The organism is Kamptonema sp. PCC 6506 (genome assembly GCF_000180455.1).
Lineage (GTDB): Bacteria > Cyanobacteriota > Cyanobacteriia > Cyanobacteriales > Microcoleaceae > Kamptonema > Kamptonema formosum.
Genome location: NZ_CACA01000205.1, coordinates 1 through 16,184 on the forward strand (window position 1 = coordinate 1; position 16,184 = coordinate 16,184).

The 16,184-nt window shown below is 43.5% G+C and carries 15 protein-coding genes and 1 pseudogene; 8 read left to right on the top strand and 8 right to left on the bottom strand.

Translation table 11 applies throughout. The features are described 5' to 3' along the window. Nucleotides 1-4 precede the first annotated feature (4 nt). Nucleotides 5-343: a P-II family nitrogen regulator gene (locus OSCI_RS10605; RefSeq protein WP_007354934.1), complete on the bottom strand. Its 339-nt coding sequence runs from the start codon at nt 341-343 to the stop codon at nt 5-7. Between the two features lie 217 nt (nt 344-560). Continuing rightward, nucleotides 561-731, bottom strand: a complete 171-nt coding sequence (locus tag OSCI_RS32420) for a zinc ribbon domain-containing protein (RefSeq protein WP_083811300.1) — start codon at nt 729-731, stop codon at nt 561-563. Nucleotides 732-1,284: 553 nt separating this feature from the next. On the opposite strand from OSCI_RS32420, the gene OSCI_RS10610 reads away from it, so the two are divergent. The 6 genes from OSCI_RS10610 (at nt 1,285) to OSCI_RS10635 (ending at nt 10,462) form a co-directional block, all read left to right on the top strand. Next, nucleotides 1,285-2,580, top strand: a complete 1,296-nt coding sequence (locus tag OSCI_RS10610; protein ID WP_007354936.1) for an MFS transporter — start codon at nt 1,285-1,287, stop codon at nt 2,578-2,580. 149 nt (nt 2,581-2,729) lie between these two features. Next, nucleotides 2,730-4,580, top strand: coding sequence for a biosynthetic-type acetolactate synthase large subunit (gene ilvB / locus OSCI_RS10615; RefSeq protein ID WP_007354937.1), 1,851 nt, complete (start codon nt 2,730-2,732; stop codon nt 4,578-4,580). 94 nt (nt 4,581-4,674) lie between these two features. Then, complete coding sequence (locus tag OSCI_RS10620) at nt 4,675-4,971, top strand: hypothetical protein (protein WP_007354938.1); 297 nt, start codon at nt 4,675-4,677, stop codon at nt 4,969-4,971. Continuing rightward, nucleotides 4,964-5,353 (top strand): toxin-antitoxin system TumE family protein, encoded by a 390-nt coding sequence (locus OSCI_RS10625; RefSeq protein WP_007354939.1) that lies wholly within the window; start codon nt 4,964-4,966, stop codon nt 5,351-5,353. Before OSCI_RS10620 ends, OSCI_RS10625 begins: the two co-directional genes overlap by 8 nt. A gap of 275 nt (nt 5,354-5,628) precedes the next feature. Continuing rightward, complete coding sequence (smc, locus tag OSCI_RS10630) at nt 5,629-9,402, top strand: chromosome segregation protein SMC (RefSeq protein WP_019487912.1); 3,774 nt, start codon at nt 5,629-5,631, stop codon at nt 9,400-9,402. Between the two features lie 67 nt (nt 9,403-9,469). Next, complete coding sequence (locus OSCI_RS10635) at nt 9,470-10,462, top strand: PRC-barrel domain-containing protein (protein WP_007354941.1); 993 nt, start codon at nt 9,470-9,472, stop codon at nt 10,460-10,462. Between the two features lie 298 nt (nt 10,463-10,760). Here the strand turns inward: OSCI_RS10635 and OSCI_RS10640 are convergent, their stop codons facing one another. Both OSCI_RS10640 and OSCI_RS10645 read right to left on the bottom strand, forming a co-directional pair. Next, the gene (locus tag OSCI_RS10640) at nt 10,761-11,051 is read right to left on the bottom strand and encodes a hypothetical protein (RefSeq protein ID WP_007354942.1); all 291 of its coding nucleotides are present in this window, start codon (nt 11,049-11,051) and stop codon (nt 10,761-10,763) included. A 33-nt stretch (nt 11,052-11,084) separates the two neighbouring features. After that, on the bottom strand, nt 11,085-11,762 hold the full coding sequence (locus OSCI_RS10645; RefSeq protein ID WP_007354943.1) for a phosphoribosyltransferase: 678 nt from the start codon (nt 11,760-11,762) through the stop codon (nt 11,085-11,087). A 130-nt stretch (nt 11,763-11,892) separates the two neighbouring features. On the opposite strand from OSCI_RS10645, the gene OSCI_RS10650 reads away from it, so the two are divergent. Both OSCI_RS10650 and OSCI_RS10655 read left to right on the top strand, forming a co-directional pair. Further along, entirely contained in the window at nt 11,893-12,582 is a 690-nt protein-coding gene (locus OSCI_RS10650; RefSeq protein WP_007354944.1) for a uracil-DNA glycosylase, read from the top strand. 195 nt (nt 12,583-12,777) lie between these two features. Further along, nucleotides 12,778-13,641: an NAD(P)-dependent oxidoreductase gene (locus tag OSCI_RS10655; RefSeq protein WP_007354945.1), complete on the top strand. Its 864-nt coding sequence runs from the start codon at nt 12,778-12,780 to the stop codon at nt 13,639-13,641. A 91-nt stretch (nt 13,642-13,732) separates the two neighbouring features. Here OSCI_RS10655 and OSCI_RS32425 read toward each other — a convergent pair whose 3' ends face one another. The 4 genes and pseudogenes from OSCI_RS32425 to pyrF form a co-directional block, all read right to left on the bottom strand. Continuing rightward, on the bottom strand, nt 13,733-13,831 hold the full coding sequence (locus OSCI_RS32425; RefSeq protein ID WP_420705285.1) for a hypothetical protein: 99 nt from the start codon (nt 13,829-13,831) through the stop codon (nt 13,733-13,735). Beyond that, nucleotides 13,813-14,319 (bottom strand): histidine kinase dimerization/phospho-acceptor domain-containing protein, encoded by a 507-nt coding sequence (locus OSCI_RS10660; protein ID WP_007354946.1) that lies wholly within the window; start codon nt 14,317-14,319, stop codon nt 13,813-13,815. Before OSCI_RS10660 ends, OSCI_RS32425 begins: the two co-directional genes overlap by 19 nt. Nucleotides 14,320-14,362: 43 nt before the next feature. Then, a pseudogene (locus OSCI_RS29055) lies at nt 14,363-15,210 on the bottom strand (transposase). A 149-nt stretch (nt 15,211-15,359) separates the two neighbouring features. Further along, nucleotides 15,360-16,076, bottom strand: coding sequence for an orotidine-5'-phosphate decarboxylase (gene pyrF / locus OSCI_RS10670; RefSeq protein ID WP_007354947.1), 717 nt, complete (start codon nt 16,074-16,076; stop codon nt 15,360-15,362). Nucleotides 16,077-16,184: the final 108 nt, after the last annotated feature.

The window sequence follows — 16,184 nt, forward strand, 5'->3', positions numbered from 1 at the left end:
TCTCCTAGATAGCTTCTTGGTTCTTTTCCCCAGTCCGAATGCGGATAATTTGCTCAACAGGAGAGATGAAAATCTTGCCATCACCGATCTCGCCAGTGCGGGAGGCAGCGATAATTTTATCAACGACCATATCAACCTGATCGTTTTCCACAACAATCTCGACTTTGAGTTTTTGCAGGAACTCAACCGTGTACTCAGAGCCGCGATAGCGTTCAGTTTGGCCCTTCTGACGACCAAAACCTCTAACTTCAGAAACGGTCATTCCTACAATGCCAGCATTGACGAGTGCGATTTTCACTTCGTCAAGTTTAAACGGCCGAATAATAGCTTCTACCTTTTTCAATTTGTTCACTCCTAACTGCTTTATAGAACTTACGTAAACCTGAACAAGCCTAATTATTGCACAAGTTATACTATCTACTTCCTGTTTCCCCCTAGTCTGTTCCCTGATTCTCGTCCACAGGCGTGAATTCGCCGAAAGTGCACCCTATTCACAACTCTGATAGGTAAATAGCTACAACCCTTACAGTTTTGGCTAAATTGAATACAGCATTTACATCTCAATTGCTGCTGTACCCGCAATTGGGACAGTCGAACTGTCTGTCTTTAAGTTGTAAGTTTTGAGTAATGCGTCCGCAGTTGTGACAAGTATTAGCAGACAGATACCACCGATTGACAACTGCTACCTTATATCCATAAACAGGTAACTTAGAAATTAATTGCAGACCAATTCATCCAGCTACAAATCGCTTTGGGGAGGTAAGATTACAGATGATCTGGGCATTGACAATCATGGTCAAAATAGACACGCCTCAATCAATCTTACTAGCTTCTATGACTTCCCAATTAAGTAGCCAAGCCGTTTCCGCAGCAACCGCAAACAAGACCAACTATCTATCGCTATGTTGTGCCACTAACAATTTATACCTCCACTGAAGAAGGTAAACTAATAAGCAAATCAACTCTACCGACTTCGTAAATATAAAGATATAATAAAAAAAATATCTTCTCTCAAACAACTTACCCAAACTCATATAAACTTGTATAGATAGCGAAAAGTAAGGGTAACTTGCCCTAAAGTTGGGCCTAGCCAGTACAAGAGGCCGTCCCCCAGATTGAAATAGGAAGTAGACACTAAACTTGAATAAAGGTTAACTTTAAACAGGTTTGGATAAGTTCTATGAACCAAAAACAAGCTTTACCGTCATCGCCTGTATCCATCCTCAAACCTACGTATATTTCTAGAAACTATAACTGCCGAAGGCGGTCAGCTTAACTATCGCTATGCACCCAGCCAGCCCACCCCCTGATAGCAAGGGCTTCAATGCTCTGCTGAAAAACGGCCCCTTCCTTGCCTTGTGGATTGGCCAGCTTTTTGCACAAGTGGCGGATAAAGTCTTTTATGTATTGCTAATTATCCTGCTAGAAGCCGGTGACTATCGGCCCTGGTCTACCTTGGAACATTCTGATAATTCCATGCGATCGGCGATCATGGTAGCCTTCACCGTACCAGCGATTTTATTTGGCTCAGCCGCCGGAATTTTCGTTGACCGCTTTCCCAAAAAGCAAATGCTGCTAGGCTGCAACCTGATTCGAGTCCTATTGATAGCAGCAATGCCATTTTTGCCAAAAGCCTTCGCCGTCCTCTTACTCGTTACCTTTCTAATTTCTACCGTCACCCAATTTTTCGCCCCAGCGGAACAGGCGGCTATCCCCCTGGTAGTGCGTAAAGAAGGATTAATGACCGCCAATAACCTCTTCGCCTCATCCACAATGGGAGGGATAATTGTCGGCATGACCATTGGCGAACCCCTGTTGAGTTTCGCCAAAGATAGCGCTGGCGTTGGCGCTCAAGAGTTCTTAGTCGCTGGGTTATACCTACTTTCGTTGGGTTTGATTTATCTAATGCAGGTAAAGGAAAATAAGGTATCGCCTCACGCGGTGTTAATTCATCCTCTACAGGACTTCAAAGAAGGGTTGCGATATCTCAAGCACAATCGTCTCGTAAGCAACGCAATGGTGCAGTTGACGATTCTCTACTCAGTGTTTGCGGCTCTGCAAGTGCTGGCAATCTCTTTATCCGGCAAAATCGGTCTGAAAGAAACTCAATTTGGCTTTGTGCTGGCTGCGGCAGGAGTGGGTATGGTTTTCGGTGCAGGTTTGTTGGGCCATTTTTCAGACCGCTTGCACCATAAGCCTCTGCCTTTGATTGGTTTTTTGATGATGGGTTTTGTTTTAGGGATGTTTGCCTTTACCAGATATTTGTGGTTGGGATTGAGCCTCAGCGCTATGTTTGGCTTAGGTGCTTCTTTGATTAACGGGCCGATGCAAGCCTTAATTCAGGAAAAAACTCCAGAATCAATGCGGGGGAAGGTTTTTGGCTTTCAAAATAATGCGATTAACATTGCTTTAAGCCTACCTCTAGCTATTACTGGGCCATTAACGGATGCCGTTGGTAAAGCTGTGGGTTCCGAGGATGTGGGTTTGCGGGTGGTGCTCTTAGGTCTGGGATGTTTAGTGGCTCTAATGGGTGCGGCTGCTTGGCGCAATACTCGTGATGTTTTACAGGATGTGGTTTAGGGGGAAGGGAGTTTTGAATCCCTTGTGTCCAGTTGTGAATTTTTGTGGAAAATATCTAAGGTTAAACTTTTCTAGCTTGATGATTAAAATAGAACTAAGATAACAGGCTTCATTGAATACTTAAGAGAGAGATTGAGGAAGGGAGAACAGTGCAACTAAAAACTAAAGTAGCAGCAAAACGAGCAACGGGCGGTTTTGCTTTGATTGACAGCTTAAGACGACATGGTGTTAAGCATATTTTTGGTTATCCCGGCGGGGCAATTCTGCCGATTTATGATGAACTTTACCGCGCTGAAGCGGAGGGCGGTATTCAGCATATTTTGGTGCGCCACGAACAAGGTGCCGGGCACGCGGCGGATGGTTATGCTCGCGCTACGGGACAGGTTGGTGTTTGCTTTGGGACTTCCGGCCCCGGCGCTACTAATTTGGTGACTGCGATCGCGACGGCTCAGATGGATTCGATCCCGATGGTAATCGTAACTGGTCAAGTACCTCGCAGTGCGATCGGTTCTGATGCTTTTCAGGAAACTGATATTTATGGGATTACGCTCCCAATTGTGAAGCATTCCTATGTGGTGCGCGATCCTAGAGATATGGCGAAAATTGTCGCTGAGGCTTTCCACATCGCGATTACGGGAAGGCCAGGGCCGGTATTGATCGATGTACCCAAGGATGTTGGCTTAGAAGAGTTTGATTATATACCGGTAGCACCGGGTGCGGTGCGGATTCCGGGATATCGGCCGACGGTGAAGGGGAATCCTCGCCAGATTAATCAGGCGGTGAATTTGATCCGCCAAGCGGAACGGCCTTTGCTATATGTGGGTGGAGGCGCGATCGCGGCTGGAGCTCACGCGGAAATTCAAGAACTAGCTCAATTGTTCCAGATTCCAGTAACAACAACGCTGATGGGTAAGGGTGCATTTGATGAAAAGCATCCTCTATCGCTGAAAATGTTGGGGATGCACGGCACGGCTTATGCTAATTTTGCCGTGACTGAGTGCGATTTGTTAATTGCTGTCGGCGCTCGGTTTGACGATCGCGTTACTGGCAAGTTAGATGAATTTGCTTCTCGCGCTAAGGTAATTCACATTGATATTGACCCCGCTGAGGTGGGTAAAAATCGCCCGCCAGAAGTGCCGATTGTAGGCGATGTGCGGAATGTGTTAATTGATTTGCTGCGGCGATGTCGGGAAACAGGAGAAGTTAATCGCGATGCCTCCGGCACCGATCGCACTCAGGAATGGTTGGCACGGATTAATCGCTGGAAGCAAGACTATCCTTTAGAAGTACCTCACTATCCCGATGTCATCTCTCCCCAAGAGGTGATTGTAGAATTGGATCGTCAAGCACCAGATGCTTATTTCACAACGGATGTAGGCCAACATCAAATGTGGTCTGCTCAATTCTTGAATAATGGACCGCGCCGCTGGATTTCCAGTGCGGGGTTGGGTACGATGGGTTACGGAATGCCTGCGGCGATGGGTGCGAAGATGGCGCTACCTCACGAACAGGTGATTTGCATCGCCGGGGATGCCAGCATCCAGATGAATATTCAGGAGTTAGGCACTCTATCACAGTATGGGATTGCTGTCAAAACTGTGATCGTAAATAATGGCTGGCAGGGAATGGTACGACAATGGCAGCAGGCGTTTTACGGGGAGCGATATTCTTCGTCAAATATGCAGCCGTCGATGCCGGATTTTGTGATGCTGGCGGCGGCCTACGGCGTGAAGGGGATAGCGGTTTCGCAGCGGGATCAATTGGCAGATGCGATCGCCCAAATGCTAGCTCACAACGGCCCTGTATTAATGGATGTGAAGGTGAGCAGGGATGAAAACTGTTATCCGATGGTAGCACCAGGAAAGAGCAATGCTCAGATGATTGGTTTACCAGTTCGCAAAAGTTTAGAACACGCGATCGAATTGATTTACTGTCCGAGTTGCGGTGCTAAGAATGTGACTAATAATAAGTTTTGTCCTGAGTGTGGGGCTAAACTTTAAGAGGTTTTACTCCTGGCACATTTCTTCAAGCTGAAGTTCCCGTTATTGGGAACTTCAGCTTTAACTTAGATAAGTTTTGAAAGGAGTTAAGCTGATGGCTGAACTGAAAATTAAATGCGAACAACCAGAATTTGTTCGACATTTATTCCAAGATGTGCTGAGGGAGAGAATAGAAAGCCTGGAAAAAGGGATTCAACGCACTTTGGAGCGTTTACAAGAATTTGAAAATAAATATGAGCTATCTACAGTTGAATTTTTAAACAGGTTTGCTAATGATGAAATTCAGCACCGACTTGATATGGAGTTCGATGAGTGGATTGGTGAATCTCGGATGTTAACTACTTTGCAGGACAAACTCTATTTATTAAAGGGAGTAGAGTTTTTTGATTAAGTTAATCGAAGGTTATTTTCAACACCTTCGCCAAATAATAGAATCTTGTAACGCAGTCATTGATTTTCAGCTCCGCCCTGAATATCGAACAGATTTTGAAGGTTTTGTGAGAGGTGAAATAACTTTTAAAGATGGTTCAATCTTATATTTTCGCGAGTTTGTTGATGTAGAGATTATGGTTGACAGAAAAATGTATTCCTATCAGTATATGGATGCGTCTAAGTGTTTAATCTTTCGTTATGATAATGCTGACCATAAACCTAAGTTAAATTTACCGAATTTACCTCACCATAAGCATGATGAAAGTGAAGAGAATATTATTTCTTCTTCGGCTCCCACCTTAGCAGAAGTGTTGCAGGAAATTGAGGAATTATTGCTGTAATTTACAGTTTCAGAAAAAAATTAATCAGTCTTAGTTTCGAGCGATCGCTCTTTTTTAGAATAGCAAATGAGTTTTTCAGTCCTCTGAAGAGGACTTAAGTTATAAGAGGGGGACTTAAGTCCTTGGCGGCTTTCAGCCTAAGTTGAGATTTCTGGCCGCCACCATCTCCCACCGACACCTGCGGGGTTGAAACATTGTTCATCACCTGGTCTCGTGTGCTACCCTGTGAAGAACGTAATCCAGACTATATCAGAGCCACAGCTAGGCCGAGCATAATGGTTCACATCAAGCGCGTTGAACTCACAAATTTTAAGTCCTTTGGCGGCACAACGGCCATTCCCTTGCTGCCAGGATTTACTGTGGTTTCCGGGCCCAACGGTTCCGGTAAATCCAATATCCTCGATGCTTTGCTATTTTGTTTGGGACTTTCCACTTCCAAAGGGATGCGGGCCGAACGTTTGCCGGATTTGGTCAATAATGCTCAAAATAAGCGCGGTACTGTTGAAGCTAGCGTGACGGCAACTTTTCATTTGGAAGCTGAGGCCGAAAAATGGTTAGCGAATGATGAGGAAACGGATCTAACAGATGAGTTATCGATCGCAGAGAATGAGGAAATTGATGTAACGGATGAGTTATCTGTTGCAGAGGAAGAAAATGATGCGATCGCGACACGCCACGCCGAAGACATCGCAGTTCACGAAAAGAACGGACATTCGCCGCCTGATAACCTAACTTTAGACCCCCCCCAACCCCCCCTTGCTAAGGGGGGGAGTAAGAAACCGAGATCCGCTGAGTGGAGTGTCACTCGTAAGCTACGGGTAACGAAACAAGGCACTTACACCTCAAATTACTACATCAACGGCGACCCTTGTACGCTGACGGAACTCCACGAACAGCTAAACCGCCTGCGGATTTATCCAGAAGGCTATAATGTCGTACTCCAAGGCGACGTTACTAGCATTATTTCCATGAATGCGAAGGAACGCCGCGAAATTATTGATGAATTGGCGGGTGTGGCGCAATTCGATCGCAAAATAGTCTTAGCTAAAGATAAGTTGGATGAGGTTAAAGGCCATGAAGAGCGATCGCGCATTGTTGAGAAAGAACTAATTACACAACGCGATCGCCTTTCTGCTGACCGCGTGAAAGCTGAAAAATATCAAAAACTGCGTGCGGAACTGCAAGAAAAGTCGCAGTTTGAAGCCGTACTCAAATATCGCCGCCTGCAACAACAAGAGTGGAAATTGCGCGAACAAATCGAAGCAGGCGATCGCACTTTAACTGACTTAAATAGTCAACTCCAATCCCTCGAAACCCAAATTCAACAAGCAACGGCTGAACTCGATCAGCTAAATGCGCGGGTCAAAGCTTTAGGAGAATCGGAACTCCTAGCTTTGCAATCAACTTTAGTTACTCAGGAAGCAGAACAAAGGCAACTGCTAAACCGCAAGCAAGAACTAGAAACAGCAGCGCAACAAACGGCCGTACAAATAGCACAAACTGACCAACAAATTCGCCAACATCGGCAAACTTTAGAACAGGTAGAGGTAGAAATATCCTATACCAATTCTCAACATGGAATTTTGCAGCAACAGCGGGATGAAGCGCAACAAATTCTCGATCAAAACCGGGAAGTTGTGAATGCGATCGCGTCTACTGCTGAAGCTTGGGTGCAGCAACAAACAGAACTACACCACCAAATAGAAATTCTGCAAAAAACCATCAATCCACAACGCACGGAACAAGCAACTGTAAGGGAACGTGCCGATCAATTGCAGCGGAAAATTCAAGAGCAAAACGAGTCTTTGCAGAATTTAGAGCAGGAAGTTGCAGATAAACAAACTCAACTAACCCGCTCGGTTGAAACTAAAGCTTTCGCGTCACTGCAAGTAGAATCTTTAACTCAAATTGTAGCATCTGCCGAACAAGAATTGCAACTACAACAGGAAACTCAAACCCGCCTGCTGGAAGAACAACGGGAAAGACAGAGAAAATTAGATAAGCTAGAAGCGCAAGCTCAAGCTATTCAAGAAACTACGGGAACTGCGGCAACCAAAGTTATAGTTCAAAGTGGCATTAACGGCATTTGCGGGTTGGTTGCACAATTGGGAAGAGTGGAACCGCGCTATCAGTTAGCTTTGGAAATTGCGGCGGGTGCGCGGATGACAAATATGGTAGTAGATGATGATAGTGTAGCAGCGGCGGCGATTGAAGTTTTGAAAAGAACAAGAGCCGGCAGAATGACATTTTTGCCGCTGAATAAAATTCGCGGTTCGCGATTCTCTCCCCCCGATGTTTTGCGGCGTGCGGCTGGATTTATTGATGCAGCGGTGAATTTAATTGATTGCGATTCCCGCTATCGAGAAATCTTTGCTTATGTGTTTGGCAATACTGTTGTCTTTGCCAATCTTAGCGATGCTCGTCGTCACTTAGGTATTTACAGAATTGTAACTTTAGATGGGGAAATTTTAGAGACTAGCGGCGCTATGAGTGGCGGTAGTATTGTTACGCGCTCTTCGTTGCATTTTGGCAATGTTGATGCTAGCGATTCTGCGATCGAAACTAGAGTAATTGCATCTTTGCAGGAACGATTACAAGAAATTGAGCGCATTTTAGAGCGGTGCAAAACTGCGATTGTGCAAGCAGCGGCGGCTGTAAAATCCCACGAAAGAGAGTTGGTAGAAGCAAGGCAAAATCAACGAGAAAGTCAGTTAAAATTAGAACAGTTAGAAGCAGAAATTAAGAATTTAACCTTACAGCAAGAACAGGTTAAAATCCAACTGGCGAAGAATACTCAAGAATTAGCGAATGCTGAAACTCGATTGCAATTGCTGGAGCTAGAATTGCCAGGAAAAGAAACCGAATTACAGCAATATCGCGAAACTTTAGCGCAATTAGAAGAGTCAAATCGCCATAGCGAATGGCAACAAATGCAAACAAATCTCCGCAGTTTAGAAACTAATTTGCAAGAGCGAGAATTAGCGCTACGAAATGACCAGCAACGCTTAGCAGAATTAGGAAATCAAAGCCAGCGCCTACAAGAAAAAATCAAAGATAGCAATAAAAAGTTAGAGGAATATCACCATCAGCAGCTAACAGTGGACGGTCAACAGTTAACTCTAAAAGGCGATTTGTCTACCATTGGCGAACAAATTACCGAAACTAAGGTATTGTTAGCTCAAATAGAGGAAAAATTGGGTGCAGAAAAAGAAGAGCGCGATCGCGCTGAATCTCACCTCAGAGAGCGCCACCTAGCCAAACAACAGCTAGAATGGCAACTGCAAAAGCTGCAAGAAACTCAACACGAGCGACGCGAACAGTTAACCACTATTCGCACTCAGCTAGAAACCCAGCGGGGAGAATTGCCAGATCCCGCGCCAGAAATTCCCGAACATCTGGAAAAAGTAGATTTAGCCGAATTACAGCAAGAAGTAAAATCCCTAACTAAACGGATTCAAGCCTTAGAACCCGTAAATATGTTAGCCTTAGAAGAATACAATCGTACTCAAGAACGTCTCCAAGAATTGAGTCAAAAATTGGCCACATTAGAAGGAGAACGCACCGAACTTCTACTGAGAATTGAGAATTTTACCACCTTGCGGCGGCGTGCTTTTAAAGAAGCCTTCGACGCAGTTAACCAAAACTTTCAAGTCATTTTTGCCGAACTTTCCGAAGGTGACGGCTATCTCCAGCTAGATGACCCCGAAGATCCCTTCAGCAGCGGCCTGAATCTGGTTGCTCACCCCAAAGGCAAACCCGTACAGCGCTTAGCTTCCATGTCTGGAGGCGAAAAATCCCTGACAGCTCTAAGCTTTATTTTTGCACTCCAACGCTATCGCCCGTCAACGTTCTATGCTTTTGATGAAGTAGATATGTTTTTAGATGGGGCAAATGTGGAGCGATTAGCTAGAATGATCAAAAGACAGGCAGAACAAGCTCAATTTATTGTTGTCAGTTTGCGCCGTCCTATGATTCAATCGGCTGAGCGTACAATTGGCGTAACACAGGCACGGGGAGCTTATACTCAAGTTCTCGGACTGAAATTGTAACCCGGAGTCAAGGTTTAGCGCTGTGTTAAGTAGTATGTATATTTAAGAAATCAGGATTAGAGCTAGAATGACATCTGAACAAATTCGCCAACGCTCCGACCTTCTAGGTACTCAGGTTATCACCCGCGACAGAGGTAAACGCTTAGGGGTGGTGAGCCAATTGTGGGTAGATATTGACCGACGAGAGGTTGTGGCTATCGGCTTGCGAGAGAATATACTGGCGATCGCTGGGATGCCAAAGTTTATGTTTCTCACCAACGTCCGCGAAATTGGTGATGTAATCTTGGTGGAAGACGAAAACGCGATCGAAGACGATGTAGACGTTGAAGCCTACAGCAGCTTAATTAACAGCGAAGTCATTACCGAAACTGGAGAACTTTTAGGTCGGGTACGGAGTTTTAGGTTCGACGGCGAGACGGGTAAACTTGTATCTTTAATCATCGCCTCTCTGGGAATCCCCCAAATTCCCGAGCAAATTCTCAGCACTTACGAACTCCCGATAGAGGAAATTGTCAGCAGCGGGCCCAATCGCTTGATTGTGTTTGAAGGATCGGAGGAAAGGCTGCGTCAGCTAACAGTAGGAATTTTAGAGCGTATTGGTTTAGGACAAGCACCTTGGGAGCGCGAGGAAGATGGGTATAGTCTCCCGACAATGATTAGTCCCGCAAATCAATTAGGTACTGGAGAGATAGTTAGACCTGTGGAAAACAGAAGAAAGACTGTTGCGCCAGCGGTTGAGGAAGCTTGGGATGAAGACGAACAATGGCAGAGGCCTGTAGTGCGGCCCCCTGTGCGTCAGCCGCAGCCGGAGCCAATTTATGATGATTATGACGAAGATAATAACTGGGACGACGGAGGGGATTATGAGGAGGAGTATGTAGAGAGGGATTATCCGGCTCCAGTTCGTTCTTTGGAAAAGAAAATGGTCTTGGAGTATGAGGATGATGTGGAAGCGGATGCTTGGGGTGATGATGAATCTCCGAAGCCTTATAAGCCTACGCGGGTGAATATCCCTGAGAAGAAAAAGGCTCCTGAGTATGAGGAGGAATCGGGTTATTAATGTAACGCTGTCTTCCAGGCGGTACTGTCTGGAAGACAGCGTTACGGGATTAATGTACAAGGAATTAATAAGTAGAAGGAAGAAGGAAGAGGGAAGAAGGAAGAAGGAAGAACGCTTATACAGCCAACTTTTTAGCCAACGCTATCTTATGTTTAATTAGGTGGATTTACTTAACAAATTAAAATTGTTAAAGCGTTCTGGACTTGGATTTAGAAACTTTAACAATTTTAAAGTTAGAGCTGTGATTAGCTGGCATTTTTCTGAAAATTTAGCATAGTAATTACGAAAGAGGGACTCTTTATCGGAGCAGCTTAGCAAAACTGTAGAAGCTAATCATTAATAATAACACTGCTGTCACCTGAGTTGGCTGGATAGATGAGGAAGGGTTGAGAGCTTCCCGCACTAAGATTGAAATAGACGAACCAATGACATAGCTTAGAGATAGCACTAAATAAGGCCATTCTGATGTCAGACTCCAAAACAAGAGTAAGATCATCGCCAAGATTAACATCACCAGCTCAACAAACCGAGGCGGATTGTGCTGAGTAGATAAAATCACCGTTTGCCACCAAAATTGCCAAGTGCTCATGGGAAGGAAAAAAGATTAGTAATTAAGAATAATTCAGGCTTCCGACAACCACTCAGTTTGTTGTTGCAAACAGGCGATCGCGATTTCTGTTTCCACTTGAGGAAATTCGCGGTAGAAGTTGCTGACGCTAAAAAATGGATCGGGAGTTTCCAAGACGATCGCGCGATCTGCCTCCTGCTGCAAAGATATCATTACTTCTGGCGGCGCGAGGGGTACGCAAATCCAAACTGCTGCTGGCTGCTGCAACCGCAAAGCTTGAGCCGCTGCCATCATTGTCATCCCCGTAGCAATACCATCATCAACTAAAATCGCTAAAGCACCCTTGGGGTTTACTGTTGGGCGTGCGGCGGAGAAATCCACTAATTGAGCTTGAGCTTTCTGTTGAGCTTTTTCCAGTGCAGTATTTTGCAAGCGAAAATTGCGCGGTTTTTGCTTTGACCACAAAACATGACCATCCGCTGTCACTGCGCCGATCGCCAATTCTAGATTATCTGGGCGGGTGATTTTTTTGGCGACGACAACATCTAAAGGACAACGAAGGCGACGAGCGATGGGTAGTGCGATCGGCAACCCGCCTCGTGGTAAACCATAAATAATCGGTTTAGCCGCCTCCTGTGCAGTTTGATTAAATTTAGCTATCTCAGAGAAAATAGCCTCGGCCAGTTTTTCGCCTGCATCGGCGCGATCGTCAAACAACGGATTAAATAACATAGCGCTGCCTGCTTAGCATCACCTACCTGTATGATGACTGATTTTCAGCCAGGAGTAGGCTGTCACATTTCACCCCGGAACTATAAACTATAAACTCTAGACTGAAAAAATCTCTTCATTCCCTCAATTTATGCCCAGCGACAAACAACTCAGCCTTTTTGACGAACCGAATTTTGGAGCCTCATTACAGCGAGACTCAATCCCAAATGATGCCAAAATTCCCATTCCTCCCGGCACTTATGAAACTATGGAGCAAATAGCAGAACATTGCAACCGCTGCCACAGATGCGAATTAGGCAAAAACCGTCAGAATGCCGTCATCGGGCGTGGTAATTTGCAAGCCCCAATTATGATTATAGGAGAAGCACCAGGTCAGAATGAAGATGAAACCGGATTGCCTTTTGTTGGCAGATCTGGGCAACTTTTAGATAAAATTTTAGAATCTGTTGGTTTGAGTACAGAACGCGATGTATTTATCTGTAATGTCAATAAGTGCAGACCTCCAGATAACCGCACTCCTACACCCAAAGAAAGAGACGCTTGCAAACCCTATTTGCTCGAACAAATTCGCATAGTAAATCCGCAAATTATTTTGTTGACAGGTGCAACAGCGCTCAAGGGTTTGACAGGCGAAAAGCAAGCTATTAGTAAAATTCGCGGTCAATGGATTGAGTGGGAAGGCCGACAATGTATGGCAATTTTTCACCCATCTTACCTGTTACGCAATCCCTCCCGCGAACCAGGCAGTCCTAAATGGTTAATGTGGCAAGATATCCAGATTGTGAAGGCAAAATTTGATGAATTAACACCGCCAATTTAGAAATAGTTAATTGTTAACATATTATAGGGTGGCACAGTCGCCAACCATCTTTAGCCATCTTGTTCGCTTAGAAATAGTTAATGGTGATTGGCAACCCTGCTAACTATATTTAGCTATTGATTACAAGCTGTTAGCGGCTGTGTCTATTCTACTGCTATAATATTTATAAAATTTTAATATCCGAGGGGATTCAAAGTGAAAGTAGGAATTATTGGCACTGGCTCAATGGGGCTTTCTATGGTAATGAGAGCTATCGATGCAGGATTAGATGTTAGTGTATTTAATCGAACTAAGGCAAAATTAGCACCGTTATCAGAAACAAAAGCTGTAATTTGTGACTCTCCTTCAGATGTCTGCAAAAATTCTGATATCATCATCCTCATGCTCACTGATGGTAAGGCGATAAATGAAGTTATCTTGGCAGAAAGTAATGTGAAGATGTTACAAGGTAAAACATTTGTGCAGATGGCAACTATCGCACCTGCCGAGAGTAAAGAAATCCAGAGTAAAATTGTTGATGCTGGCGGAGATTACTTTGAAGCTCCCGTACTTGGTAGCATTCCTCAAGTACAGTCTGGCACATTGATTGTAATGGTAGGAGCAACTGAAGAACAATTTCAGAAGTGGCTGAGTTTACTTAAAGTATTTAGTCCCGATCCTATCTTAGTTGGAGCAGTTGGACAAGCCGCCGCCACTAAGTTAGCGATGAATCAGTTAATTGGTAGTCTAACAGCAGCATTTTCTGCCAGTCTTGGTCTAGCGATCAAAAGTAATGTAGATACCGAAATATTTATGAAAATTGTCAGAAATAGTGCTTTATATGCTTCTACTTACGATAAAAAACTTGATAAAATGTTGCAGCGCGATTTCGGTGGAGCTAATTTTTCTACAAAACATTTACTAAAGGATATGAAGTTATTTGAGCAAGAAGCATCTGCTTTAGGGTTAAATATATCTGCTGTTAAAGGAGTTACTGAGATTATTGAAGCTACTTGTAATGCTGGTCTTTCAGATGTTGATTACTCGTCCTTGTTTTCCGCTGTAAATCCTGAATCTTGATTTTTACAGAGGACTTGTAACGTGACTGTTTGGAGAGTTAGTCACCGCGAACGAGGGCGGCATTGCTGCGACTCAAGTTATAATAAAATGGCTACATAGGAATTAGGATCGAAACGCAAGTTCCCTTACCAACTTCAGAGCGTAACTCGATTTTTCCACCATGTTTTTCTTCTACAATTTGACGAGAAATGGTTCATCGCGCTGTAAAATCTGTGCATATCCTAAAATGCCATTTAATGGAGTCCGTAATTCGTGACTCATGGCTGCCAAAAATTCGCTTTTAGCACGGTTAGCACGATCGGCTATTTGTTTGGCTTGTTCTAGTTCAGTTGTGCGCTGAGCCACCTTTTCTTCTAAAGTTTGGGAATATTCTTCTAAGTGTCGAAAAGATGTCTGAAGTTGGCTTGCCATATAGTTAAAAGACTTCGCTAATTCCCCTAATTCATCGGCACGATCGCTCCTGAGAGTTTGCTCCCATTTACCATTAGCAATTTCTTTAGCAGCTATATTTAATTGAATAACGGGATTCACGACTAAGGAGCGAGCCAACCACCAAACTACAACTAATGTAAATAGGAGAATTATCCCAAAAGTAATTAAGGCAATTATTCCAGCCTGTAGTTCACTTTGAAGTACAGAACTTGCATCTAATTCCAGAAATGTTGAATTGCGTAACAAAACTTAACATATTTAGATAGACTAATCATTAGAGGGGTAATTTTCATCTTAACCAAATCATTTTTCTAAACCAATGAACATAACTTATTTCTTGGCACATATATCCTTGAAGATAGCGCAGTTTATCTAATATAGTTTTGCCAAATTCTCTAGGTATTTCTATTAATTGTAATAGCAAATAACCTACTAAAGAACTATAGATTTGAATCCGGATGCCATTCTCGTTTTTAGTCATTAATCTATCTAACTTTAAGTGCATTTTTAAGAACTTCCACAGCAGTTAAATTTGCCATCTTTGCACATAAATTTCCGCGATTTCTTCATTACTTACTCCTTCTTCTCCTGTGCCTGCTAAATTAGTTGCTAATCGAAACTCTTTTTTTGTTTCTAAATCACAAAAAGCCACGACTCTAATTTCTACTTCTCTTTGATCTTTTCCTACTTGAAAATTGCCATCTTTTAAGCTCGTATAACGATTCCCCCTACTTCTGATGTCAGACTATCTAAGCCACAAAATAATTTAACTTGATGATATCCTTCTCGCCATAAAAGTTTACTTGTTAACGTAATGATGGTTGAATCTATAGGAAATAATACTCGACTCTTTTCGCCTCCCTTTTTCTTTTTTAATTGATTTTTTAACTTAGTAATTATCTCCTGAAACACCTGAGTATCTCTTTTTTTACTAGCTTTGGAAAAATTCGACATTTTTAAGTCTATTCCTTGGCTATTTAGTCTGACGAATAAATCTCTCATACTAACTATACTTTTATCCATAACATACTCTAACCACACCGACACAAATGAAAATGTATCCAGCACTGGATAATCTTTTTTTGGCAATGTTCTCAATATCTCTTTCATCACTTTTGGAAAATTTTGTTCCATCATAATTTAATTTTTTATAAGGCTAGATTTCTTTTGATTATATCATTTTTACCTACTTTTTTAAGCTTTTTTTCTAACATTCAACACTTCTGAGAAAATAGATAATGCTTAGCCTACGGTGTAGATTTTTTGTTGAGTATAAATCTGTTAAGCTATCTGTCTGCAATCTCTTCACAAATTCGTGCAAAAGCTGCTACTGGATCGTCAGCAGCCGTAATCGGGCGACCAATTACTAAGTAATTAGCACCAGCTTTTAAAGCCGCCGCAGGAGAAAGCGATCGCTTCTGATCGCCCCCTTGGGCCCATTTCGGACGCACCCCTGGACAAACTAACAGAAAATCATCACCGCAAGAATGCCTTAATTGTGCTACTTCCATAGGAGAGCAAACTGCTCCCGGTAAACCCATTTCTTGAGCTAATAAGGCCATGTGCAAAGCATACTCAGGCAACTCTAAAGGTATTTTCAGCTCAAAAGCCAATTGCCGCGAGTTTAAACTCGTTAGCAGCGTAATCCCAATTAAATTCGGCGTAGGTTGTCCCGCTGCGATCGCACCTTGCTCTACCGCTTCCTGTGCAGCTTTCAGTGCATCTTTGCCAGCAGTAGCATGAATCGTAATTAAATCCACCCCATACCTAGCAGCGGCCCGACAAGCACCCGCCACAGTATTCGGGATATCATGAAATTTCAAATCCAGAAAAATCCGTTTTTCCCGTTCCTTTAAAATCGTCAAAATAGCCGGGCCGGAACTGACAAATAACTCTAAACCCACTTTCCAGAAAGAGACATCTGGCAATTGATCGAGGAGTGCGATCGCCTCTTCCTGACTAGGAACATCCAAAGGCACAATAATCTGTTTTGCAATGCTCATAAACAATAGATAAAGTTTTTACCGCTGTTGCGTTACTCTATCCTATAATCCGCCAGGGACTTAAGTCCCTGTCTCAAAGATCAAGTCCTCTGAAGAGGACTAAAAAGA